14 protein-coding genes and 1 riboswitch are annotated in these 24,236 nt (G+C 51.5%); of the genes, 6 read left to right on the plus strand and 8 right to left on the minus strand.

Annotation, left to right across the window (positions count from 1 at the left end):
• Positions 1-11: 11 nt before the first annotated feature.
• The 4 genes from ACW9SV_RS20510 to ACW9SV_RS20525 all read right to left on the minus strand — a co-directional run bounded on the left by ACW9SV_RS20510 (position 12) and on the right by ACW9SV_RS20525 (position 6,464).
• Complete coding sequence (locus ACW9SV_RS20510; RefSeq protein WP_479558645.1) at positions 12-1,442, minus strand: TolC family protein; 1,431 nt, start codon at positions 1,440-1,442, stop codon at positions 12-14.
• Positions 1,435-4,638 carry an efflux RND transporter permease subunit gene (locus ACW9SV_RS20515; protein ID WP_479558646.1) on the minus strand — a complete coding sequence of 1,068 codons (3,204 nt, stop codon included), beginning with the start codon at positions 4,636-4,638 and terminating at the stop codon, positions 1,435-1,437. Before ACW9SV_RS20515 ends, ACW9SV_RS20510 begins: the two co-directional genes overlap by 8 nt.
• Before the next feature lie 18 nt (positions 4,639-4,656).
• On the minus strand, positions 4,657-5,742 hold the full coding sequence (locus tag ACW9SV_RS20520; protein ID WP_479558647.1) for an efflux RND transporter periplasmic adaptor subunit: 1,086 nt from the start codon (positions 5,740-5,742) through the stop codon (positions 4,657-4,659).
• A gap of 302 nt (positions 5,743-6,044) precedes the next feature.
• The gene (locus tag ACW9SV_RS20525; RefSeq protein WP_479558648.1) at positions 6,045-6,464 is read right to left on the minus strand and encodes a hypothetical protein; all 420 of its coding nucleotides are present in this window, start codon (positions 6,462-6,464) and stop codon (positions 6,045-6,047) included.
• A 545-nt stretch (positions 6,465-7,009) separates the two neighbouring features.
• On the opposite strand from ACW9SV_RS20525, the gene gltB reads away from it, so the two are divergent.
• The 3 genes from gltB to ACW9SV_RS20540 all read left to right on the plus strand — a co-directional run bounded on the left by gltB (position 7,010) and on the right by ACW9SV_RS20540 (position 13,997).
• Positions 7,010-11,515 carry a glutamate synthase large subunit gene (gltB, locus tag ACW9SV_RS20530; RefSeq protein ID WP_479558649.1) on the plus strand — a complete coding sequence of 1,502 codons (4,506 nt, stop codon included), beginning with the start codon at positions 7,010-7,012 and terminating at the stop codon, positions 11,513-11,515.
• The gene (locus ACW9SV_RS20535) at positions 11,515-12,969 is read left to right on the plus strand and encodes a glutamate synthase subunit beta (protein ID WP_479558650.1); all 1,455 of its coding nucleotides are present in this window, start codon (positions 11,515-11,517) and stop codon (positions 12,967-12,969) included. Before gltB ends, ACW9SV_RS20535 begins: the two co-directional genes overlap by 1 nt.
• A 173-nt stretch (positions 12,970-13,142) precedes the next feature.
• Positions 13,143-13,997, plus strand: coding sequence for an alpha/beta fold hydrolase (locus tag ACW9SV_RS20540; protein ID WP_479558651.1), 855 nt, complete (start codon positions 13,143-13,145; stop codon positions 13,995-13,997).
• 86 nt (positions 13,998-14,083) lie between these two features.
• On the opposite strand, the gene ACW9SV_RS20545 is transcribed toward ACW9SV_RS20540, so the two are convergent.
• The gene (locus ACW9SV_RS20545) at positions 14,084-15,382 is read right to left on the minus strand and encodes a DUF6600 domain-containing protein (protein WP_479558652.1); all 1,299 of its coding nucleotides are present in this window, start codon (positions 15,380-15,382) and stop codon (positions 14,084-14,086) included.
• 450 nt (positions 15,383-15,832) lie between these two features.
• Between ACW9SV_RS20545 and ACW9SV_RS20550 the strand changes: the two genes are divergently transcribed.
• The 3 genes from ACW9SV_RS20550 to ACW9SV_RS20560 all read left to right on the plus strand — a co-directional run bounded on the left by ACW9SV_RS20550 (position 15,833) and on the right by ACW9SV_RS20560 (position 19,896).
• The gene (locus ACW9SV_RS20550) at positions 15,833-17,095 is read left to right on the plus strand and encodes a sensor histidine kinase (RefSeq protein ID WP_479558653.1); all 1,263 of its coding nucleotides are present in this window, start codon (positions 15,833-15,835) and stop codon (positions 17,093-17,095) included.
• 292 nt (positions 17,096-17,387) lie between these two features.
• Positions 17,388-17,489: riboswitch (SAM riboswitch) on the plus strand.
• Positions 17,490-17,889: 400 nt separating this feature from the next.
• Positions 17,890-18,873, plus strand: a complete 984-nt coding sequence (locus ACW9SV_RS20555; RefSeq protein ID WP_479558654.1) for an ATP-grasp domain-containing protein — start codon at positions 17,890-17,892, stop codon at positions 18,871-18,873.
• Between the two features lie 3 nt (positions 18,874-18,876).
• Positions 18,877-19,896 carry an LLM class flavin-dependent oxidoreductase gene (locus ACW9SV_RS20560; RefSeq protein WP_479558655.1) on the plus strand — a complete coding sequence of 340 codons (1,020 nt, stop codon included), beginning with the start codon at positions 18,877-18,879 and terminating at the stop codon, positions 19,894-19,896.
• Between the two features lie 97 nt (positions 19,897-19,993).
• Here ACW9SV_RS20560 and ACW9SV_RS20565 read toward each other — a convergent pair whose 3' ends face one another.
• The 3 genes from ACW9SV_RS20565 to ACW9SV_RS20575 form a co-directional block, all read right to left on the minus strand.
• The gene (locus tag ACW9SV_RS20565; RefSeq protein ID WP_479558656.1) at positions 19,994-20,530 is read right to left on the minus strand and encodes a hypothetical protein; all 537 of its coding nucleotides are present in this window, start codon (positions 20,528-20,530) and stop codon (positions 19,994-19,996) included.
• Positions 20,531-20,839: 309 nt separating this feature from the next.
• A complete protein-coding gene (locus tag ACW9SV_RS20570; protein WP_479558657.1) occupies positions 20,840-23,647 on the minus strand; it encodes an outer membrane beta-barrel protein in 2,808 nt (935 codons plus the stop codon).
• 366 nt (positions 23,648-24,013) lie between these two features.
• Positions 24,014-24,217: a hypothetical protein gene (locus ACW9SV_RS20575; protein WP_479558658.1), complete on the minus strand. Its 204-nt coding sequence runs from the start codon at positions 24,215-24,217 to the stop codon at positions 24,014-24,016.
• Between the last annotated feature and the right edge of the window lie 19 nt (positions 24,218-24,236).

Genomic DNA, 24,236 nt, shown 5'->3' on the forward strand with positions numbered 1-24,236 from the left:
AAGTGGGTTTCTCAATTCCAGCCGCCGCCTAATGCCCGGTAGATGTTCACCATGGCATTGAACTGCTGCATTTTGGTCTCCACCAGATCAAACCTAGATTCCAGCGCGTCGCGTTGGGTCATAAGTACTTCCATGTAGTCGGCGCGGGCAGAGCGGAAAAGATTGTTGGAGATGTCAATAGACTGGGTAAGCGCCTCTACTTCTCTTACCTTTAAGTCGTAGCTTTTTGCCAGGTTATTGATTTTGGCCAGTTGGTTTACCACTTCCATGTTCGCGTTCAGAATCGTGCGCTCGTAGTTGTACACGGCCTGTATCTGCTGCGCGTTGGCACCAAGGTACATGGCTTTGATCGCATTCCGGTTCACCAAAGGCGCCGCTACATCGCCGGCCAACGAGTACAGCAAGGACTCAGGGTTGAGCAGGTAACTCGGGTTGAAGGCCTGGAAACCCACTCCCGCCGAGATACCCAACGATGGATAGAACCTGGCTTTGGCCACTTGCACATCCAACTTGGCGGCGGCCAGTTGCAGTTCGGCTTGTTTGATGTCTGGCCGGTTGGCTAGCAACTGAGCCGGAATTCCTGCCTGGATGGTTTTAGGAGCTAGATTTTCAAAAGTCTGGTCATTCCGTTGCACCGGCTGCGGGAACCTGCCCACCAGAAAGTTGATTCGGTTCTCCGTTTCGGTGATCTTTTGCTGAATCTCGTACCGCAGGCTCTGGGTGTTGAGCACCTGGGCTTGGAATCTGCGTACCGGCAGTTCCGTTATCCGGGCTGCTTCCTTCTGCAGTTTTACAATCTCCAGGGCATTGCTTTGCAGCTTGATGTTCTGCTGCACAATTGCTAACTGGTTGTCTAGGGCCAATAACTCGTAGTAGGAATTCGCAATCTCGGCAATCAGGTTGGTTACCATGAAGTTTTTGCCTTCTATGCTGGCCAGGTACCGGTTTACCGCCGATTTCCTGGCGTTACGCAGTTTGTGCCAGATGTCTACCTCCCAAGTAGCGTAAGCGCCTACCATCAAATCTGTCAAAGGCTCGGGCATCTCTTTGCCGGGCATAATTTCAGTGGTGGCTTCCATGGCCCCAATGTTGGTGTACCGGGGCCTTTTATCAACGGCGGCTCCGCCCCTTATGCCTACAGACGGCAGATACTCTCCTTTTCTGGCTCTTACCTCGTTCTGGGCAATCTGAATTTCGTGCAGCGTGATGTTCAGCTCCTGGTTGTTCTGCAAGGCGCCTTCTATAAGAGAAATCAGGTTAGGATCGGTGAAGAAGGTTTTCCACTGCGTTCTGGCGGTGTTAGTGGTGTCCTGCGAGTTGGTATAACTCGCAGGAACCGCTGTGCTGGCTGTTTTCTGAACCAAAGTAGGAACGCTACAGGCCGTGTAGGTGAGGGAGATCAGAACCATCCCCACCCATCTTGTTATTCTTTGTTTATACATGGTTTTCACTTTCTACAACGTGGGGGAAATGGTCAATGGCATGGACATAATCTTCGGTGAGCGTGGTTTCTTCCTCGTCCTTGATCAGGTGCCGGCCGTCTGCCAGTTTGGCGAAGATGTAGTACAGCCCCGGCACGATAATGACCCCGAAAACGGTCCCGAATAGCATGCCGCCTAGCGCTGAAGCCCCAATGGTGCGGTTCCCAATGGCGCCCGCCCCAGTGGCAATGATCAACGGGATCAATCCGGCGATAAAGGCGAAGGAGGTCATTAAGATAGGCCTGAAACGCACCTTGGCTCCTTCTATGGCCGCGTCAAAAATGGTGGCTCCCTGGTGGCGCTTGAGCACGGCAAACTCTACAATCAATACCGCGTTTTTCCCTAGCAAGCCTATGAGCATGATGAGGCCAATCTGCGCATAGATGTTGTTTTCCAATCCCATCATCTGCAGCACCAGGAACGAGCCAAACACCCCCACTGGCAGGGAGAACACCACCGCCAACGGAATGATAAAGCTCTCGTACTGGGCCGCTAACACAAAGTAGACAAACACCAACACAATCAGGAAGACGTACAACGACTCGTTCCCCCGGATAGACTCATCGTAAGAAAGGCCTTCCCAGGCAATGTCATAGCCTTTAGGCAGCGTTTTGGCGGCTACCTCCTGTACGGCCTGTATGGCATCTGCCGTGGTGTAGCCTTTGGCTGGTAAGCCTTGGATAGCGGCAGAATTGTACAGGTTAAAGCGCGTGATCTCGTTAGGACCCTGCGATTTCTTCAGTTTCATGAAAGACGAGTAAGGCACCATTTCACCCGCTTCGTTTTTCACATATAGCTTAAGCAGATCAGAAGGCAGTCTTCTGAATTTAGGGTCTGACTGGACGTACACTTTAAAGAACTGGTTGAACTTGATAAACCCTTGCTCATAGGTACTACCAATCAGGATGTTGAGATTGTCCATGGCTTTGCCAATAGACACGCCTTTCTGCATGGCCAAATTGTTGTCTATCTCCAGTTCATACTGCGGATAATTGGCCGCGAAGAAGGTGAACAAACCCGAGAGTTCTGGCCGCTTGCGCAGGTTGTCCATAAATTCCTGGTTGATTTTGTCAAACTCGTGGTAATCCGTATCGGTGTTCTTGTCCAGCAAACGCATAGAGAAACCGCCGGAAGACCCGAAACCCGGAATAGCGGGTGGTTCAAAGAACTCAACCACAGCCCCAAGGCCTTTTGACTTCTCCTCCAGTTCTTCCATAATCTCTTTCACGTTGTGCTCCCGCTCAGACCAAGGTTTCAGGTTGATCAAGCACGTACCGGCGTTGGATCCCCGGCCTTCGGTCATGATCTCGTAACCCGCCAATGAAGATACCGATTCTACCCCGGCAATCTTTTCGCAGACTTTCTGCAGCTTCTGAGACACTTGGTTTGTTTTCTCTAGGGTAGAGCCCGGCGGTGTCTGGATGATGGCATAAATGGTGCTCTGGTCTTCGTTCGGGATAAAGCCGGAAGGCAGAACCAGGTTCTCGTAGAAGATACCGGCGCCAAAAGCCAGCAGGATTGCAAACGTAAGCCATCTTCTGCTCACAATTCTGGTGAGCAGGCCCACGTATTTTCCGGTCAGTTTTTCAAAACCATGGTTAAAACGGTCCAGCGCTCTGGTGAGCAGGTTTTTCTTTTTGGCGTGCCCGTGGTGGTTCTTCAACAGCATGGCACACAGCACCGGAGTAAGCGTGAGCGCGATCAAGGCCGAAATCACAATGGAACTGGCCATGGTAATGGAGAACTGACGGTAAAACGTACCCACCGGACCAGACATAAACGAGATAGGCAGGAACACTGACACCATCACCATAGTAATAGCGATGATAGCGCCACTGATCTCACCCAATACTTTTTTCACGGCACTGTACGGCGACAGATGCGGCTCTTCCTCCATCTTGGCGTGCACCGCCTCTACCACCACAATGGCATCATCCACCACAATACCAATGGCCAGCACCAAGGCAAAAAGCGTTACTAAGTTGATGGAAAGCCCAAAGAACTGAATCACGAAGAAGGCCCCGATCAAGGAAACCGGCACCGCCAGGATTGGAATCAACGTAGAGCGCCAGTCGCCCAGGAAGATGAACACCACAATGGCAACCAGAATAAACGCGTCGCGCAGGGTGTGGATCACTTGCTCAATAGAGGCGTCTAGGAAATGCGAAACGTCATAGCTGATCTTGTAATCCATACCCGGCGGGAACGTGCTTTTCATTTCCTCCAGCTGCGCTTTTACATCGGCTATCACATCGCTGGCGTTACTGCCGTAGTTCTGCTTTAAGACAATGGCTGCCGAAGGATGGCCATCCAGGTTGGAATAGATATCAAAGAATTCGCTGCCCAATTCTACCGTGGCAATGTCCTTCAGGTGGATGCTCTCGCCCTCGGCATTGGCCCTGATGATGATGCTCTCGTACTCTTCGGGTTTGTTGTACCGGCCTTTATAGGTAAGCACGTATTCCAGGGACTGCGCGGCAATACCAGAGCTTTGCCCTATCCGGCCCGGCCGGCCAATGATGCTTTGCTCGCCTAGGGCTTTCATCACTTCGTCCACCGAGAGATTATAAGCCCGCATGCGGTCGGGGTTTAGCCACACGCGCATGGCGTACCGGCGACTACCCAAAATCTGCGCCCGGGCCACCCCTTTGATCCGCTGGATCTCAGGAATCATCTTCACGGTGGCGTAGTTGAAAAGGAATTTCTCGTCCATGCTCTCATTCTTGGAATAGAGGTTGACGTACATCAACATACTGGGCTGGATGGGCGTAATCACTACCCCTTCGCGCTGTACCAGTTCGGGCAAGAGCGGCATTACCTGGTCTACCCGCGTCTTCACCCGCACCACGGCGTCGTTGGGGTCGGTGCCTGGTTCAAAGATGATCCGGAGGGTGGCTTCGCCGGCGCTGGTAGCATCCGTCGCGATGTACCGCATGCCTTCCACCCCGTTAATGGCCTGTTCCAGCGTAATCAACGTGGACTTCACCAACACATCGGCACTAGACCCCGGGTACGCAATGAAGATATTGACGGTAGTAGGGGCAATTTCAGGGAACTGGGAGATGGGCAGTTTCTTGATGGCCAAGGTGCCCATGAAAACAATCATGACCGATATCACTATCGCGAATACAGGTCTTTTTATAAACTTGCTAAACATGTCTTTCAGACTCTTTAATTACTCGGCGTATAAATCCAACTGAGACATGACAGTAGCGGGCTCCACAAATTTGGCGTGGATCTTTTCGTTTTCCCGTACCAGGCGCAAGCCTTCCAGCAGGATTCTGTCGTTTTCATTCAGACCTTTCTGCACCACATAGATGTGCGGCAACTCGGCGGCTAACGTAATCTCCCGTGACTGAAGCACATTGTTTTTATCCAGCACGTAGACGTACTTCTTGTCCAATACTTCAAAGGTGGCTTTCTGCGGAATAAGCAGCGCGTTCTTCATGGGTACCTCCATTAAGATGTTGCCGGTCTCGCCATGCCGCAGCAATCCTTTTGGGTTGGGGAAAGTGGCCCGGAAAGCAATGTTGCCCGTCTCGTTGTTGAAGTCTGCTTCAATGGTTTGCACCATGCCCGGGTAGTCAAACACCTGCTGGTTGGCCATTTCCAGTTTCACTTTCTGCTGGCCGTTGTTTCGCTGGCTGGTGGTTTTGTAGTCCAGGTACTCGGCTTCTGGTACATTGAAATACACCCACATCTGGCTGTTGTCTGAAAGGGTTGTGAGCAGATCACCCTCGTCTACCAAACTGCCCAGCCGTACCTGGAAGTGGTCCATGATGCCGTCAAAAGGCGCTCTGATCTGGGTAAATCCAAGGTGGACCTGGGCCAGGGATACCTCGGCTTTGGCCTTGTTCAATTTGGCTTTGGCCATGGCCAGTTCACCGGGCGCCACCACGTTGTTGGAGGCCAGCTTTTTGGTGTTCTGGTATTCAATCTCGGCGAAACTGGCCTCGGCCTGGGCTTTCTGCAGCTCGGCCTGGTACATGGTAGGCATGATCTGGAACATGATCTGCCCTTTCTTCACCAGCTGCCCTTCGTCTACAAAGATTTTCTGCAGGTACCCCTTCTCCAAAGCCCTGACCTCAATGTGGCTTACCGCATGGATCTGGCTGACGTATTCTTTGGTGATTAAGGTGTCCTTTTTCAAAGGGCTGGTCACTGAAAACTGTGTTTCCTCTTCCTTTTCTTCCTTATGTGATTCACAGCCTGTATGGCACAACAAGGCACACAAGCTTAGGAGCATGAGAACTCTCTTCATGGTTTTGCTTTCTAAAAAATGATGGATGTGTATTCTGATACACGGGTGAAGTCTGGTAGCCCCAGGCTAACAGACGCAAGCTTTTGAAAACTAAGGGGGAGGTTAGATGGTCTTAAACAGCGCTAGAGGCAGCATGGTCCATGCGCTAACAGGTAGACATGAGGTGCCTGAATGCTTTTTTGAGAAGTGGTAAACAAGAATAAACAGGTATCTTCCAGGAGCGTCTGCTCACAGGAAATGGACTAGTTACAAGAGTAACTAAGCGGTGGGCAAAGAAGAATTATGCCCGGGAAGGGTTTACATCATATCCTGAAAACGCGGAATATGAGGTATAATCTGTGAGTTGAAAAATAAGAGAAATGCTTACAGAAGTGTAAGATGCCTATAAGCGAACCCAGTAGAAGTGCGAGTACATGGGCATAAAGAATAGCAGTGAAGTAATGGCTGCTATCTGCAATCTTCTTGAAGAAAGTGGCTTCGTCTTCCTCTATCTCGCTTTCAACAGAATAGAGTTGGTGCTGCCCATTTTCTGCGTTAGCAGTGGAAGCCTTCAGGAAAGCGGTTAAATCCTGTTTAACAGCGCCCAGGCTGGCCGCATGGAAGGAACCTTTACCTTTTTGGATAAAGGAGGAAGCAGTACCCGGCTGGGCATGCAGATGACTATATCCGCTTAACAGCAGGATACACAGGAACAAGAGGTACTTTGTAAATGCCTGTCTCATCTGGGGCGCAAATGTAATCAGGCTTTTGAAAATCCAAAACAAATAGACCTTATAATTTTATGAAAGCCGATAATCAATTTCTGGACTGGTTTAAACAGAATTAAACCTTTTGCTTTCAAACCATTAGTAAGCCTCGAAGCCTAAGGGTGGAAAGGTGCCGTTTAAAACTATCTGATACGGTTCTATAGGTTCATCTCTCCTCTCTGTTTCTAGGGAATGCATTTTAGACAGTCTTCTCCTTTTACTAAGACTCAACTTTATGATTTAGCAGACACATGCTTACATAATTGAAAACCAAGCCATTACATACTGTAAAAATTTAATTTTTAGGAACTCGCTAACCTTAAAGGGCCATTTTCAATATCGCAAAAAACTTATATCAAAAACAAAACTCATTATTAATTCCTCAAAAAAGCCTATAAATAGTGTTAATCTATTAAACCTAACACTTGTTTGTTAAAAATACTTCAACACAGGCGTTGACTATTTGAAAATTTATCTATAGATTACTGATTCACCCGTACCCCAACGAACAAACAAAAGGAATGAATCAGGCAGATGAGGTTAGAAAAGGGCTGTATACACCCGAGTTAGAGCACGATGCTTGTGGTGTTGGTTGTGTTGTCAATTTAGATGGTCATAAATCACACGCCACAGTAAAAGACGCCCTTACCATGCTCAAAAACATGGAGCACCGCGGCGCCACTGGAAGCGACCCAGAAACCGGTGATGGAGCCGGGATCTTAGTGCAATTGCCCCACGAGTTTTTCAGGAAAGAATTAGCCGAGTTCGCAATTAACCTGCCCCCCCAGGGAAGCTATGGCGTAGGCATGGTCTTCTTCCCGATTGTCTACGAACTGCGCGAGAAGTCCCGCAAGGTCCTGAACAACTGCCTGCGTAAATTAGGGCTAAGCCTGATTGGCTACCGCTTGGTGCCGGTGAACACCCTGGTACCCGGCCACGAAGCCAAGGCGGTAGAGCCTTACATTGAGCAGGTATTTGTGCAACCGGTAGACCCCACCATCAAAGGCGAGGACTTGGAGCGCAAGCTGTTTGTGTTGCGCAATCTCATCAGCAATGAAACCCGCAAGAACGTACGAGGCGAGAACGGCACCTTTTACATTGCCAGTTTCTCTTCCCGCACCATAATCTACAAAGGGCAACTAAAAACAGATCAGCTAGAGCGTTATTACCATGACCTGCGCCACCCAGAATTTAAATCGGCGATTGCGGTGGTGCACTCCCGGTTTTCTACCAATACCTTCCCTAACTGGCGGCTGGCCCAGCCGTTCCGCTTTATCGCGCATAACGGCGAAATCAACACCATCCGGGGGAACGTGAACAAGATGAAGTCCAAAGAGGCGCTTATGTCATCTCCCCTTTTCACCGAGGAAGAGTTGCAGTGGCTTCTGCCCATCACCAACCCCGAGGACTCTGACTCTGCCAACCTGGATGCCCTGGTGGAACTGCTCACGCTTTCGGGACGTCCGTTGCCCCACGTGATGATGATGCTGGTGCCCGAGGCCTGGCAGAACAATCCGCACATGGACACTTATAAAAAGGCGTTCTATAAATTCCATGCTTCTTTAATGGAGCCTTGGGATGGTCCGGCCGCCCTCTTCTTCACGGACGGCACCCAGATTGGCGCTACCCTGGACCGTAACGGCTTACGTCCGGTGCGCTATTGCCTCACCAAGCAGGGCCGCCTCATCATGGCCTCAGAGGCCGGCGCCTTGTGCGTAGACCCTAAAGACGTGATCAAGCGCGGACGTCTGCAACCGGGTAAAATGCTTCTTGCCGACATCTCGCAGAACCGCATCTTTGAGGACGAAGAGATTAAGCAGCTGGTCTGCAATGACAAGCCGTATTTTGACTGGATTCAGAAAAACCGCATCAAACTGCGTTTGCGACCTGAGCCAGCCGTACTACTAGAACCCTGCACGCCCGAGGAACTGCGCCAACGCCAAAAAGCGTATGGCTACACCCGCGAAGACTTGAAAATGGTGGTGGAACCTATGGCGGCTACCGCCTATGAACCAGTGGGCAGCATGGGGTCTGATACCCCTTTGGCCGTACTTTCGCAGCAAAGCCAACACGTTTCCAACTACTTCAAGCAGTTCTTCGCCCAGGTAAGTAATCCGCCTATCGATTCTATCCGCGAGCGGCTGGTAATGTCGCTTTTCACGCGGGTGGGCGAGTCTTTGAACATCCTGGATGAGACCGAACTGCATACCCGTCAGATTCATATCTCTCAGCCCGTAATGGACCCGGTGGAGTTCCAGAAACTGGTATTCCTGAAAGAGGAAGGCTTTGAGCATGAAACCCTGGATGCGACGTTCTCCACCCGCGAAACCGGAAACCTGCAACGCGAGATTGACCGCATCTGCGCGGAGGCCGAAGCTGCCGTACGCGCCGGCAAGAAAATCCTGATTATCTCTAACCGAAACATTCAGGCGCAACGGGCGGCTATTCCGTCTTTGCTGGCCGTAGGCGCGGTGCACCATCACTTAATTGAGAAACGCATCCGCACCAAAGCAGGGCTGGTGGTAGAAGCTGGTGATGCTTGGGAAACCCATCACTTTGCCACTATCATCGGGTACGGGGCCAGTGCTGTGTATCCCTTCCTGGTGTATGACACCATCAAGAGCCTGCACGACCAACACAAACTAGACAACAAGCACCCGTACACCCACTACTTCCAGAACTTTATCTACGCCGTAGATAATGGTTTGCTGAAAATCCTTTCCAAGATGGGCATCAGCACGCTGCAGTCGTACCAGAGCTCTCAGATATTTGAGATTCTAGGGCTGAGCCAGGAAGTCATCGCGAAATGTTTCAAAGGCACTACCAACCGCCTGGAAGGCTTGAACTTTGAGGACCTGGAGCGCGAAGCTCTGACCAAGCACCAATCTGCGTATCCGAACAAGGAAAACCTGCTAGAGTCCGGCGGGTACTACCAATGGCGCCGCGATGGCGAAGAGCACTTGCTCACGCCCAAGGTGATTCACCTGCTGCAAAAGTCTACCAGATTAAACGACTACTTATTATACAAAGAGTACTCCAAGTCCATAAGAGAGCACCAGCAGGAAACCGCCATTACGCTGCGTAACCTGTTTGAATTCCGGAAGCGGCAGTCGGTGCCTTTAGACGAAGTGGAACCCGTATCAGCTATCCTGAAGCGCTTTGCTACCGGAGCCATGTCGTTCGGGTCTATTTCCTATGAGGCGCACAGCACGCTGGCTATTGCCATGAACCGCATTGGGGGTAAAAGCAACAGCGGCGAAGGCGGCGAAGACGAGGCCCGCTACATCCGCAATCCTAACGGTGATTCCGAGATTTCACGCGTAAAACAGGTGGCCTCCGGCCGATTTGGCGTCACGAGCCATTACTTGGCGAACGCCGATGAAATCCAGATAAAGATAGCCCAGGGCGCCAAACCCGGCGAGGGCGGACAACTCCCCGGCCATAAAGTAGACCACTGGATTGCCCGCGTGCGCTGCTCTACGCCCGGGGTAGGCTTGATTTCGCCTCCTCCGCACCATGACATCTACTCCATTGAAGACCTGAAGCAGCTCATCTTCGACCTGAAGAACGCCAACCCTAGAGCCCGCATCAACGTGAAGCTGGTGGCCGAGGCAGGCGTAGGTACCATCGCCTCAGGCGTGGCCAAAGCCAAAGCCGATGCCATCATGATTTCGGGGGCTGACGGTGGTACCGGAGCCAGTCCGCTGAGCTCTATCCGCCATACCGGTTTGCCTTGGGAAATCGGCCTCGCCGAAGCGCACCAGACCTTGATTAAAAACAACCTCCGCAGCCGCGTGGTACTGCAGACCGACGGTAAGATTCTGACCGGCTATGACCTGGCGGTAGCCACCTTATTAGGAGCCGAAGAATACGGCGTAGCCACCGCGGCCCTCATCACCGAAGGCTGCATCATGATGCGTAAGTGCCACCTGAATACCTGCCCAGTTGGTATTGCTACCCAGAACCCAGATTTGCGCGCCCTTTTCACCGGCGACCCTGACCATGTGGTGAACCTGTTCACCTTCCTAGCCATGGAGCTGCGGCAAATTATGGCCTCTCTAGGCTTCAGAACTATCAATGAGATGGTGGGCCAGTCGCAGGTGCTTAAAATCAGAACCGACCTGAACCACTGGAAACTGAAAAACCTAGACCTCTCTCCTATCTTTCACCAGGAGTACTCGCCTAAAAACGTGGGTACTTACAAGCAGATTGAGCAAGACCACGAGACTGGCAGAGTACTGGACAAAAAGCTCATCCGGGACCTGAAAAAAGGCAATACCGAGGTAGAGTACCGCATCAACAACGTAGACCGCGCGGTGGGCACCATGTTGTCGTATGAAATCTCCCGCAACTTCGGGAAGCACGGCTTGCCGGAAGATTCATTTAAAGCCACCTTCTACGGCTCGGCCGGCCAGAGTTTTGGCGCTTTCCTAGCGCCGGGGCTTTCCTTCAAGCTATACGGTGAAGCCAACGACTACATGGGCAAAGGTCTTTCGGGCGGAAAACTGATTCTACAGCCGTTCAAGGAAAGCCAATACCTGGCGCATGAACACATTATTACCGGCAACGTGGCGCTCTACGGCGCTACGGGGGGCAAGGTGTACATCAACGGGATGGCCGGGGAGCGCTTCTGCGTGCGTAACTCAGGTGCTGAGGCGGTGGTGGAAGGCATTGGCGACCACGGCTGTGAGTACATGACGGGCGGCAAAGTGCTGGTGCTAGGTGAGATAGGCAAGAACTTCGCAGCCGGTATGAGCGGCGGCATGGCCTACATCTATGCCCCTGACCCCAACCATGTAGACCAATTGAACCTGGACATGGTAGGCCTGGAAGAACCAGACTCCGAAGACCTGCTCTGGATTGTGAAGAAACTACAAGAGCACGTGGCCTATACCGGCAGCGTACTGGCCCGGGAGTTCCTGCAAAACTGGGAAATCCACCGCGACCATTTCCGGAAAGTGATGCCACACGATTTGAAAAAAGCCTTGCAATTACAAGATAAAGAAACTGAAAGAATATTGGCGTAATGGGAATAGCAGATGGATTCTTGAAATATAACCGGGAACTGCCCGGCACCCGCGACCCTAAGGTGCGGGTAAATGACTCCAACGAAATATACCTTCCCTTCCCCGAAGAGAAGACAAAGCAACAGGCATCCCGCTGCATGGACTGCGGCATTCCATTCTGCCACAACGGCTGTCCGCTGGGCAACTTGATTCCGGATTTCAACGATGCGGTCTCAGAAGGCGATTGGGAAAGGGCCATACGCGTGCTGTACCGCACAAACAACTTCCCGGAGTTTACCGGTCGTATCTGCCCGGCCCCGTGCGAAAGCAGCTGCGTGTTGTCCATCAACAAACCAGCAGTGACTATTGAGCACATAGAGAAATCTATTGCCGAAAAGTCCTTTGAGCTGGGCTTGGTGAAACCCGAGCCTCCGTTGCACAGAACGGGCAAAAAGGTAGCCGTGGTAGGTTCTGGTCCGGCTGGTTTAGCGGCAGCTGCCCAGCTGAACAAAGCCGGGCACAAAGTCACCGTGTTTGAGAAGGATGAGAAAGCCGGCGGCTTGCTGCGCTACGGCATCCCAGATTTCAAGCTGGAAAAATGGACCATTGACCGCCGCCTGGCCATCCTGGAAGCTGAGGGCATCAAGTTCAAGTACAACCGCAAAATCGGGCAAGACACCACCCTAAAGAAACTGTACCGCAAGTATGATGCGGTGCTGTTGTGCATCGGGTCTACCAAACCCCGCGCCATCTCCATCCCGGGCAATCATCTCAAAGGCATCCATTTCGCCATGGATTACCTGGGCTTGCAGAACCGCCGGGTAGACGGTGCGCAGATTGCGCCCGAGAACGACATCAACGCCTTCGGCAAGCACGTGCTGGTGATTGGCGGTGGTGATACCGGCTCTGACTGCGTGGGCACGGCCAACCGTCACTTCGCCAAATCTGTGACGCAGTTGCAGTACCGCTACATGCCGTCCACCGAGCGGCACCCCACCAACCCGTGGCCCGAAGTGGCCGTGACGCTTTCTTCTTCCTCTTCCCACGAAGAAGGCTGCGAGCGGAGCTGGGGCTGGCTGAACAAAGAGTTTATTGCCGATGAAAACGGAAACGTAAAAGGCCTACGCGTAGTGGAACTGGAGTGGAAAAACCAGTCTGAGTACACTGAGAAGCCCAACAGCGAACGCATCCTGCCTTGCGACCTTGCCCTGATTGCCATCGGCTATGAACGCCCGGAGCACGATGCCTTCACTTCCAACTTCAAATTTGAACTGGATCGCCGCGGCAACTTCAAACTTAACGACTGGCAAACCAACATCCCTGGCATCTTCTCGGCCGGAGACGCCTGCCGTGGCCAGTCGCTGGTAGTCTGGGCCATCTCAGACGGTCGCGAAGCTGCTCGTGCCATTGACGTGTACCTCATGGGCGATTCAGAATTGCCGTCTAAAGAGCTTTCAAAGTATCAGCTGTTTTAAGTTGATATCAAGTAGCTCGTATCACGTAGCACGATTATCGTTTTGAAATGCCCCATTCTTGCCTGTTTGGTGAGATGGGGCTTTTCTGTTTAAGGCTTGAATTCAGAAAAGAAAGCCCGAAACAGAATTATACCTTCACTTGCTCGTAGAAGTCTTTATCACCAGCTAACTCAATGATGGAAACAAGGCCAAACTTCTACAACACCAATGGCATCAAACTACATGTGGCTGAGGCGGGACCACAGGAAGGAAAAACCATCCTGTTTCTGCATGGCTTCCCAGAATATTGGTATGGTTGGAAGAAGCAGTTGAGTTTCTTCTCAGAGAAGGGCTGGCATGCTGTTGCGCCAGACCAGCGGGGCTACAATCTGAGCAGCAAACCTGAAGGCGTAGAAGCCTACGCCATTGACGAGCTTACTCGAGATATTGTAGAGCTTATCCCGCAGCTCACTACCCAGAAAATAGTACTGGTGGGGCACGACTGGGGTGGAGCTGTCGCCTGGAATATAGCGTTACATCATCCGGAATTATTAGAAAAGCTGGTAATTCTGAACATGCCGCACCCAGAGGTAGCCCACGAGCACTTGACCAAGAACCCAAAACAGATGCTTAGGAGTTGGTATACGGGCTTCTTCCAGATTCCCTGGGTACCAGAAGTGGTCAACAGCTCTTTTAATTTCAAAGTATTGGAAAGTACCCTGAAAGGCTCTGCCCAACCGGATACGTTTACCCAGCAAGACATAGAAGGCTATAAAGAGGCTTGGAAACAGCCAGGAGCCCTGGAAGCCATGATTTATTGGTACAGGGCCTACAAATACAAAAAGATAGAAGCTACCCACCTGGTTGAGGTCCCCACCCTAATGCTCTGGGGAAAGCAGGACCAGTTTCTGGGGACGGAACTAGCGCTGCCAAGTATTGAGCAATGCACCAACGGCCAACTGTTCTTCCTGGAAAACGCTACCCACTGGCTGCACCATGAACAGCCGGAAAAAGTAAATGCCTGGATGGAAAATTTTCTGAGGGCTTAATAGCCGTTTTGGACAAACCACGCTAAAACAAAAAACCGCACCTCAAAGAAGTGCGGCTTTCCCATCATTCATTAAATCAAAAACTCTTAATTTCTGCCGCCTCGACTAGACTCTCTTCCGGATGAGGATTCCTGGCGGGGAGAAGCTTGGCGCTGGGCCGGGGTCTGAGACGGAGCAGAGACTTCGCGGCTTCTTTGCTGGTACTGTCCTGACCCGGCAGATTCTTGCCGGCTTCTGGTCTGGTACTGGCCTTGGCCAGAGGAAGCATCTGACCGGCGGGGTGAATACGAACCCTCAGAACGTTGTTCTGTCGACTCATACGAGGAACGGGTGCGGGTTCCGGCCGGGTTAGTTTCATCAGAACGTTGCGGATACTCTCTGGTGCTTGAGCGGGTCTGGGAAGCACGGTCCATTCGGTCAGAGGTACTTTCCCGTAGGCCTTCCCGGGTCCGAATTCTTTCCGTTTCCACGCTCCGCTGCTCAGAGGAGGACTCCAAGCCAGTCCGGCTACGGTAGGTATCGCTTTCTGCGCCTGTACGGGTTCTTCCGGTACTGCTGCTCCGGTCAGTCCTGCCTACGGTACCGCTGTTGGTGTCTGTCAGGCGAGATCTAGTGGAGGAATTATCTCGGGCAACCACACGGGTAGGTGCTTCCTCGCGGCGCGAGTTCACATCAGGGCGATAGATACGAACGGAGTTATCAGCTACTGAGGTTCTACCTGGCCGACTGTCTCTGTCTACGCGGTAAACATTCACTTTGCGGTTGGTGGCGCGTTCTATGTCTTGGTTTCTTGGGCCATACACATATCGCCGGTTATCACGCTCATAATAGTTGTTGATGATGGTGGTATTGTGGTAGATGTTGACCACCCGGGTTCTAGGCACGCAGTAGCTGTAAATGCGCGGACTAGTGATGTACATCACGGGCACAAACACCCAGCGCACCGGCGCCACCACGTAGGTTACTCTTGGGCCCATAGGTGCCCAGCCGTAATAGCCGCCCCCGTTACGCCAATCTACCCAAGCCGGTCCCCACTCAGAGCCCGGCACCCAAAGCCAACCGTAATAGTCATCGTACATCCATCGGCCGTAGTGGAAAGGAGCCCAGCCCCAATCATAGTCAGATACCCAGGTGTTGCCGTATTCGGTCATCACCCAATGCCCGCGTGTGGCATACGGCTGAAAATCGCGCCCCACGTCCGGAGACCAAACATAGCCGTACTCCGGGTCCCTGATCCAGCGGCCGTAAGGGTCCAGTTCATCATAAAAGGTCTGGAAAGACACACGGTCTCCCGGACGAGCCTGCGCTTCAGGAACCCTGAGCAGACTGAAGGCCATGAGGGCAACCACCCCCAGCGCCCACAAGCGTTGTAAAAAGGTTTTCATCGGGACTGATGTTTATATTGGGCAGCGGCGCGAAAAACTGGATCACGTTTCCTACTCAATTGGGTTAAAAACAGGAAAACTTCGTTTTGTGAACTCAATCCAAAACCTTGCCAAAATCACCTTTATTTGGGTCCTGTTTCAAATAAATTACTTGGCTATAATCCCCTCATACTAAGCACGAAGGCACTTCTTTGGGTTGCTCTCTCCAAATACGAGCAATTACCTCAAGTAAACTTAGGATTATTCCATTTCATCAGATTTACGGTATAAAAAAACGGACCTGGTTTTTGCATCATAAAAAAGGGACTTTTTAGTACCTTTGCACCATACTTTTGCCCCCCTCCCCCAGGCAATTGCCAGATTTTTACAATTCCAGAGTTTACGTTGAAATTTTACTTTTTCAATGCGCCCGCACCTTTGCCTTTACAGGCATTCAGGCAGGAGTATGTTTTGCAAAACTTAAAGAAGCTTCGGCTGGCCGCTTACCTGGCTATGTCGGTTTCTTGCGGTATTATGCTCTTACCCTTGCTGTTTCCGCTCCTGAACCAAACAGCGCACGTTACCTTTTTCAGGGGACTTAATATTTCTCTGGTGCTTGCCTCGGCGGTTACCCTTAGTTTAGAGCACTTTTTTCTGAAAGGCAGGCAAAACAGACTTCCTCTTTGGGTGGCGCAACTTCTGTGCCTGGGCTTTGGGTTTGCGTTTATCTCCTGCTGTCTGGGTATTACGTTCATAGCGCAGTCTAACCCTAAAAATACCCTGACCATGTACCTGTTGGGGCTGGTGACCGTGGCCTTCCTATGGGACTTTGAGTACCTGGAAACCCTGCTTTTGGTAGCCCTCACCTCGCTGGCCTTCACGTTGGTTATCTACTTTTCCTTTCTAGGGCCGGAGCAGGCCATCCTGAACCATTGCATGTCTTTTGTGATCCTGGTCTGCTTTTATTTTCTCTCCCGCATCATGTACAGCTACCGGGCTACCCATTTTCTGCAGTTAAAGGAGATTGAAAAAAAAAACCAGGAGATTCAGAAAATGAGCCAGGCTAAATCTGAGATTCTGGGCGTAGTGGCCCATGACCTGAGAAGCCCGTTCAACAACATTGAGATGCTTACTTCCCTGCTGCAGCAAAAGAATTTCACCCCTGAGCAGGAACAGCAATACCTTGGCCTGATTTTAACTAGTTGCCAAACCTCTAAACAAACGATCAACGAGTTACTTTATGTTGCCCGGGAAGACCAGCAGGAAGCCATTCCGCTGGAGAAACTGGATATCTGCCAGGTACTAGAAGATATCCAGAGTGAATGGGAGTCCCAGTTGCAAGGTTCTAAAGATCTGCAACTCCTGCATCCGGTTGGTCCGGTTTACGCCCATCTAAACAAAGATCGGTTTCACCGGATCATGAACAACCTGCTTTCCAACGCCGCCAAATTCACGCCCACTAATGGCAAAATCCTGATCAGAGTGCAGGAGCAAAAGAAAAATCTCCTGCTGCAGGTAACGGATGAAGGCATCGGCATTCCGGAGAAAATTAGGCCGCTGCTGTTTGAGCGGTTTTCTAAGGCCCGTAGAAAAGGGTTGAAAGGCGAAAAGTCCACTGGGCTCGGGTTGAGTATCTGCCGGCAATTAGTGGAGCAGCACGGCGGTTCTATTGAAGTAGAAAGCGAGGAACGCAAAGGCACTACCTTCTCCATCACCCTACCCATCGCGAAGTAAAATCAGCCTGCAACTTCTAATCGGCACTCCAATTCCGCCAGCTTCAAAGGAAGTAGCTTCGTTCACTAAAAAGCCTACATGAAAGTAGGACTGGTTTAGGCCTGATTCCCCTAAATCGAGCGCGAAATGGGTTTTTAGTTCTTTTGAAATCAACAAGAGGCGGTAACTCTATTACTGTTCTTGCTGACAAAGAGCATCTGTTGCTACATGAATTTTGCATAAAATTTGGATTCTATTATTTTCAACTGCACTTTTGCAGCACTAAAGTCAATTACCCCTCTTGTTGGGGCTTGATTTATACAGAAGAAGGGAGAGAACAGGCTCTATGAACTTCTAGCAACCTAGGTAAGACTAGGTGCTAATTCCTGCCTAAGGGACTTAGGAAATATAAACGAACAGCCCATGACCACTACATTGCTTTCTTCTATTGCTGCCCTACTGCAGAAACTATTGTCAAGACTTAACGGTCCTACCCTACAGCCCGTGCCTGTACGGCCCTTCTCTTGTTGTTGCTGTTGTTAGCCCTCTCTGAGGCGTAGCAAGGGCAATACCTGAATTTCCCATTCTAAATCAGGTTTGTTTTTACCGGACTTGCAACCATTTGCGGCCATCCCTTTGCTCAGTCCTCCTCCAACGCAGAGGCTACCTCCACCTTTTTGGCCTGATAAGCTGATCCTTTTTACCCTGTTTTTTAAACAACGCTAAAACGCTCCTTAACCACTAACAAACAATAGTATCTCCTATACCTCTATAGAGATATCTACCATTAAACGAACCCAATTACACAAACGAACATGAGCACTCCTTCTTTTGAAAAACCAATTGCCATTTTCCACGAGCACCCAGACTGGTTCAAACCTTTGTTTGAAGAGCTAGACGCCCGCGGTATACCTTATGTACGCCTGAACGCCGCTGAGCACACCTATGACCTGGCCGAGGACGAAACGCCGTACAGCCTGTTCTTCAACCGCATGAGCCCTTCTGCCTACCTACGCGGAAATGAAAACGGCATTTTCTATACCTTAGGCTTATTGGGGCACCTGGAGCGCACCGGCACGCCAACCGTGAACGGACACAAAGCTTTCCAGTACGAGACCAACAAGGCCCTGCAGTTATCGCTGTTGCAGTCTCTGGGCTTGCCTTACCCGAAAGCGCGCGTGATCAACCATGCGTCACAGGCGGTAAAAGCCGCGGAAAGCCTGCGTTTCCCGATCGTCGTGAAAGCCAACATTGGCGGCAGCGGCGCGGGCATCATCAAATATGACTCTGTGGAGTCACTGGCGCAATCGGTGGCGAACAACGAGATTGATTTGGGCATTGACCACACCGCTTTGGTGCAGGAGTTCATCCCGGCCCGAGGCGGGTACATCCACCGCGTGGAGACCCTAGGCGGCAAATACCTTTATGCCATCAAAGTGTACACTACCGGCGAAAGCTTCAACCTGTGCCCTGCTGATATCTGCCAGACCACAACCGGCGTAGAACTGGTGCGCAACGCCTGCGCCTTAGATGCGCCTAAAAACGGCCTGAAAGTAGAAGGCTACACCCCAGAGCAGGAAGTAATTGACGCCATTGAGGCCATCGTGCAGAACTCCGGCATTGACGTAGGAGGTATTGAGTACATCATTGACGACCGCGACGGACAACTGTACTACTATGACGTGAACGCGCTTTCTAACTTCGTGGCCGATGCCGTGAACGTGATCGGGTTCAACCCGCACAAGAAGCTGGTAGATTTTCTGGAGAAAAAGGCCCAACTAGTAGCAGAGGAGGTATAAGCCATGCAGTTCGGATATTGGTTACCTGTATTTGGCGGCTGGCTTCGCAATGTGCCTGATGAAGGCATGACCACCTCCTGGGACTACGTGAAGCAACTGGCGCAACGCAGCGAGGAATGGGGCTACAGCCTCTCGCTTATTGCCGAGTTATACTTGAACGACATCAAAGGCCAGGAAGCTCCGGCCCTGGATGCCTGGTCTACCGCCGCTGCTTTGGCCGCTGTGACAAAGGAACTGGAGATCATGGTGGCGGTGCGCCCTACCTTCCATAACCCGGCGCTGCTGGCGAAAGCCGCCGCCAACATTGACCTGATCAGCAACGGCCGTCTGTCTCTGAACGTGGTGTCCAGTTGGTGGAAAGACGAAGCCACCAAGTATGGCATTCAGTTTGAGCAGCACGATGACCGCTACGCCCGCACCAAAGAGTGGCTGGACGTGGTAACGAACCTCTGGGAGAAAGACCATTTCACCTACGAAGGCAAGTACTACCAGGTCACCGACAACGTGCTGCAGCCCAAGCCGAAGAAAAAGCCCTTTATCTACGCCGGAGGCGAGTCTGAAGCCGCTAAGACGCTTATCTCTAACCAGTGCGACGGTTACGTGATGCATGGAGACTCCCCGGAGACCATCGGGAACCGCATCTCAGACATGCGCGAGCGCCGCGAGAAAGCTGGGTTGCCGCCCATGAAGTTTGGCGTGGCGGCGTACTCCATCGTGCGTGAAACGGAGCAGGAAGTGAAGAAGGAACTGGAGCGTATTACGGATGTGAACGCTTCTGCGGCAGGTTATGGCAACTACCAGCAGTGGCTGGCCGGTACGCAACTGGAGCAACAGGTTTCTTTGCAGGACTACTCCGTTTCTAACCGCGGCCTACGCACCGGCCTCACCGGAACGCCTGCCCAGATCCAGGACAGAATTGGCGAGTACGAGAAAGTAGGCGTGGATTTCTTCCTGCTGCAATGCAGCCCGCAACTAGAGGAAATGGAGCGTTTCTCTGAGTCAGTGATTCAGGTATTGGTTTAGGAAATCGCCCACTATTCAGCTTTCAGGAAAGTTGAACAAGTAAAAAAAGAGGCTCGTCAATGGCGAGCCTCTTTTTTTACTTGTTCAGTGTATACGCTTAGCTTCTGTTTTGTCCTTCAGAGCGGTTGGTACCTCCTCTTCTCTCTAAACGGCTACCTTCTTTTCCTTTACGGTTAGCGCGGTTGGCTTGCATTTGCTTGCGCTCAGCTTCGTATTTCTCGTATTGTTTTTTGCTCAAGATGCTTTTGAGCTCCTTCTCCCAGGAGGCTTTCAACTGGTGCATCTGGTCACGGCGTTGGTCGTTGCGCTGGGTTCCGTTACGTTGGTCTTTTTGGGCGTACTGGCCTTTAAAGCTTTCCATCTGCTGGGCGTGCTTAAGGTTAAGCGCCTGCAATTTCTTTTTCTGGGAATTGCTCAGGTCCAGTTTCTGGCTCAACAACTCAGTGCGTTTGGTAGCTCTTTCCTCTGGTGAGAGTTGGGCCCGTTTGTCGTTGCCCCGGCGGAAATCACCTTTGTCTTTTTTGCGCTGCTCGGTTCTGTTGTCCTGGGTTCTTTCCCCCTGCGGACCGGTTTGCGCGTAAGAAGTTCCGGCTACTGCCAATCCTAGGGCCAACATTGCAAAATACTTTTTCATTTTAGGTAAGATTAAGAGTTTACGTTTCTAGTCTTTCAGGCTCCTGTGGCCTGCTTGCTCTACCATTTGCAAAGCAGGTGCCAGAAATGGGTCAAAAACCGGAGAAATCCGCCAAACGGACAAAGCCTGAAGTGAAGCGGACAAAACCGACCCTCCAACTGGCCATCAGCTTTTCCCAGCCGTTTCTCCGAAAAGGTGCTTAAAACAAAAACCGCTTTCACCTGAGGGCAAAAACGGTTTTCTATAAATCCTTCTGAACGGCTTCTATGAGTTTTTAAATGAATTCAAGTTAGCCGACGACTCCCTTCCTTAACCCTGCGGTGGTGGCCCGGCAGGTAATCCGCCGGGAGGCGGGCCTTGGAAGCCTCTGTCGCGGTTGGTCTCTGTGGGGGCACTGCCGGTGAAGTTGCGCAGGTTATAGGTAAACGTAAGCATGAAGAACCGCTGGAGCACGCTAGACTGCACATCCTCCACATACTGAGGGGTGAAGTTACGTTGGACGCTCACGTTCTGGTTCAGTAGGTCGTTCACGCTCAAACTCAACTCGCCCTGCTGGCTCTTGAACAGCTTCTTGCTGATGCTCATGTTCCAGAGCAGGAAATTGGCATCGTAGCCCTCAGAAAGCCCGGAGGTATATTGGTGGCTCAGCTCCGTCCGGTACACCAATCCGAGGCCGAAGATCCAGTTGTATTTCAGGTTGGTGCTCTGGGTGAAGTAATTGCTGTTCAGCTGCGTTTGCAAGGAGTTCTGCGCAAAGTTGTAAGTGGAGTTGGTGGAGAGGTTGAAATCAATCTTCTCACTGATGTTACTGCTCAATGACAACCCGCCGCCTACGCTTGGCGCACTGGAGATATTCAGCTGTCCGTTAGTAAGCCCGGGGATGCGGGTGTAGCTCACGCTGGCGTTCAGCCCGAAATTTGATTTCAAGAAACTGACCGGTTGCCCGAGATGCATGACAGAGCGCACGTTCATGTAACCGTCCAGATTTACAGGAGTGGTAATTTGTTGGCCTTTCTCCAGCACCAACCCGTTAGACAGGGTAATGGGTTCGGTGGTAGCCCTATTGATGCTGTTGCCAATGTAGTTTTGGGCCACGTTCCCGAAAAACCCCACAAAAAAGACCCGGTTTGTCTCAGTATTAAAATTGCGGAAACCCATCCGGAAGTTATGGCTGTAGCTTTGCCCCAAACCCAGGTTTCCCTGGTATAGTTGGAGCGGGTTACTGTTGTCCACGGCTTCTGATAACTGGTCCACCGAAGGCGCGTTGGTGCTGGTGGTGTAGTTGAAATCAACGTTCTTGCTTTGCGAGAGCTTAAAGTTCAGGTTTGCAGAGGGCAAAAGGCTGGTAAACAGTTTGGTGTAGAAATCCTCTGAGGGGTAGTCCTGGTCGTTTTCCAAGGAGGCGATTTGGTACCGGGCATTCACCTGGAACCGCAACTTTCCATGGTCATACTGATACCCCGTTCCGAAACGCTGGGTAAAGTAATCACTCCGAAAGGTGTTACTCAAGGCCGAGTTCAGGAGGCTGTAGTCGCCGGTGCCTTCGGCGTACTCATAAGCCCGTTTGTCTGCGTCATTCTGCTGATTACCCAGATTGTAGAAGAGGTGCACCTGTCCATATTCCCCAACCGGTTCGTTGTAGGTGACATCCCCGTTCCAGGAAAAACCCGTTCTGTTTTGGTCTGTGAACAGGTTCTGGTTTTCAAGGGAAGTGGAACCCCGGTAGTAAATTGTATTGGCCTGCAACGTGTTCTCTCCCTGGCTAGACGAGTAGCTGGTGGTCAGGTTGGTGGAGAAGTTTCGGCCGGGCTTGCCAAATGTATGGCTGAACAAGATGTTGTTGCTGAAAGTCACCGCTTTGCTGTCAGTGTTGGTGGTGTTCTCAGAGCTGTTCAAGGCACCGTTCACGTTGGAGGTAGCGCTTGTTACGCTATTTGTCGCGGTGTTGTCCTGCACCGACAAGCTGGGAGTAATTAACAGGCGGTTGTTCGGGTTGATGTTATAATCTAACCGGAAGTTGAACTGATGGCCCGCCGTGGTGGTGGCACTCAACCTATTCTCGGTGTACACCTGGCCTGAGTCTGCCGGAAGCGTGTAATTCTGCGTCCGGAACTGGTTGTTGGTAACCTCGCGTTCTGTGAACTTATAGTTGCCGCTTACCTCCATCTTCTTTCCCCAGAGGTCACTGTAGCTTAACCCAATGGTGTTGGTGGAGATCAAGCCCGAGGTGGTTCCGCCGCCCATGGGTGGCCTGCGGCCTCGCATCCCGCCGCCGGGCGTCTCCCCAACTGAGAAATCAAGTAAGTTGATATTGTTGGTAAGGCCGGTAAGCGTGAGGCGCTGGTTTCCGTTAAACGAGTTAACCGCTACCCCCACCATGTATTTGCCACCGGTGCCGTACCCGGCAGACGCTTTCCCGAACTGGCCTTTGCGTTTATCGGGTTTGGTGATGATGTTGATGGTTTTGGCTTCGTTGCCGTCACTCACGCCACTGAACTCAGCCTGGTCGCTCTTTTTATCGAAGATCTGGATGTTGGCGATCACATCGGCGGGCAGACTGCGGAGGGCGGCGCTGGGGTCATCGCTGAAGAAACGTTTGCCGTCTACCAGTACTTGCTTCACCTCCTGGCCCTGGGCCTGCAAGGTTCCGTTAGTCACGGTAATACCCGGCATCTTCTGCACCAAGTCCTCGGCACTAGCATCAGGGTTGGTCTTGAAAGCGGCCGCATTGAATTGGGTGGTGTCGCCTTTCAACTCACCCGGCGGGATTTTCCCTACCACTTGCACCTCGCTCAATACCTGGCTGTTCAACCCCAAAGCAATAGCTCCCAAGTCAGCGGAAGCCAAAATGGGCAAAGATTTCTGATAGGTTTGGTACCCCAGGAAAGTAATGCTGAGCCGGTAGTTTCCCGCCGGTACAGTCAGTTTGAAAGCCCCCTGGACATCAGAGGCCGCTACGGTCTGCGTGGAATCCAGCAGGCGGGTGAGCATCACCGTGGCCCCGGGCAAAGCGGATTTGTCGGTGGCATCCACCACCCTGCCGGAGATGGAAAAAGTCTGCGCTGAGGTCGCTACTGCCCCTGTCAGCAACAGCATCAATAAAAATAACCGTTTCATGCTTCTGTTCATCTGTGAAAGGCTTCTCGCCCGATGAAACAAATGTCATGAAACCCGTCCCTGGGCACCATCTAAACCTGAGTGAAACAGGCAAATCAAGGTTTGAAGTTGTTACTGCAGCTGTTCAGAGATTTCTGCTTGTTCCAGTCCCCCTTTGAAGCGGGTAGGGGGATGATTACACATGCAGATTATTCGGAGGTATTAAATTTATTGGAATCTCTAAACCGGATATAACAGCGAACAACAGCATTCCGGCCCTCTTGCGCCATTATCATCTCCCTACCCCCTTCAAAGGGGGACGGTATGCGTGGGGCACAAATTATGAATCACTTTTTGCCAGAATTCCTGAGTTCACATTAAAGGCAATCAATAGGAAGCCACAAACGACTTCCTTTTTTCCATTTTGGAATTTTGCTGCTTTATGGATTTCAGCTGGAATTTCAATTCCTTTAGTTCCTGCAGCAACAAAAGCGCTACTTTCTTATTTATTTTCTGCAGCTCCGCTGAATGGAGACACTTTTGCTTGAGCGCAATCTCGTTCTCCAGTTGGGTGATGAGGTGATGATTCATTTGGATGATAGTTTTTAAA

This window comes from Rufibacter sp. JT20002, assembly GCF_056491185.1.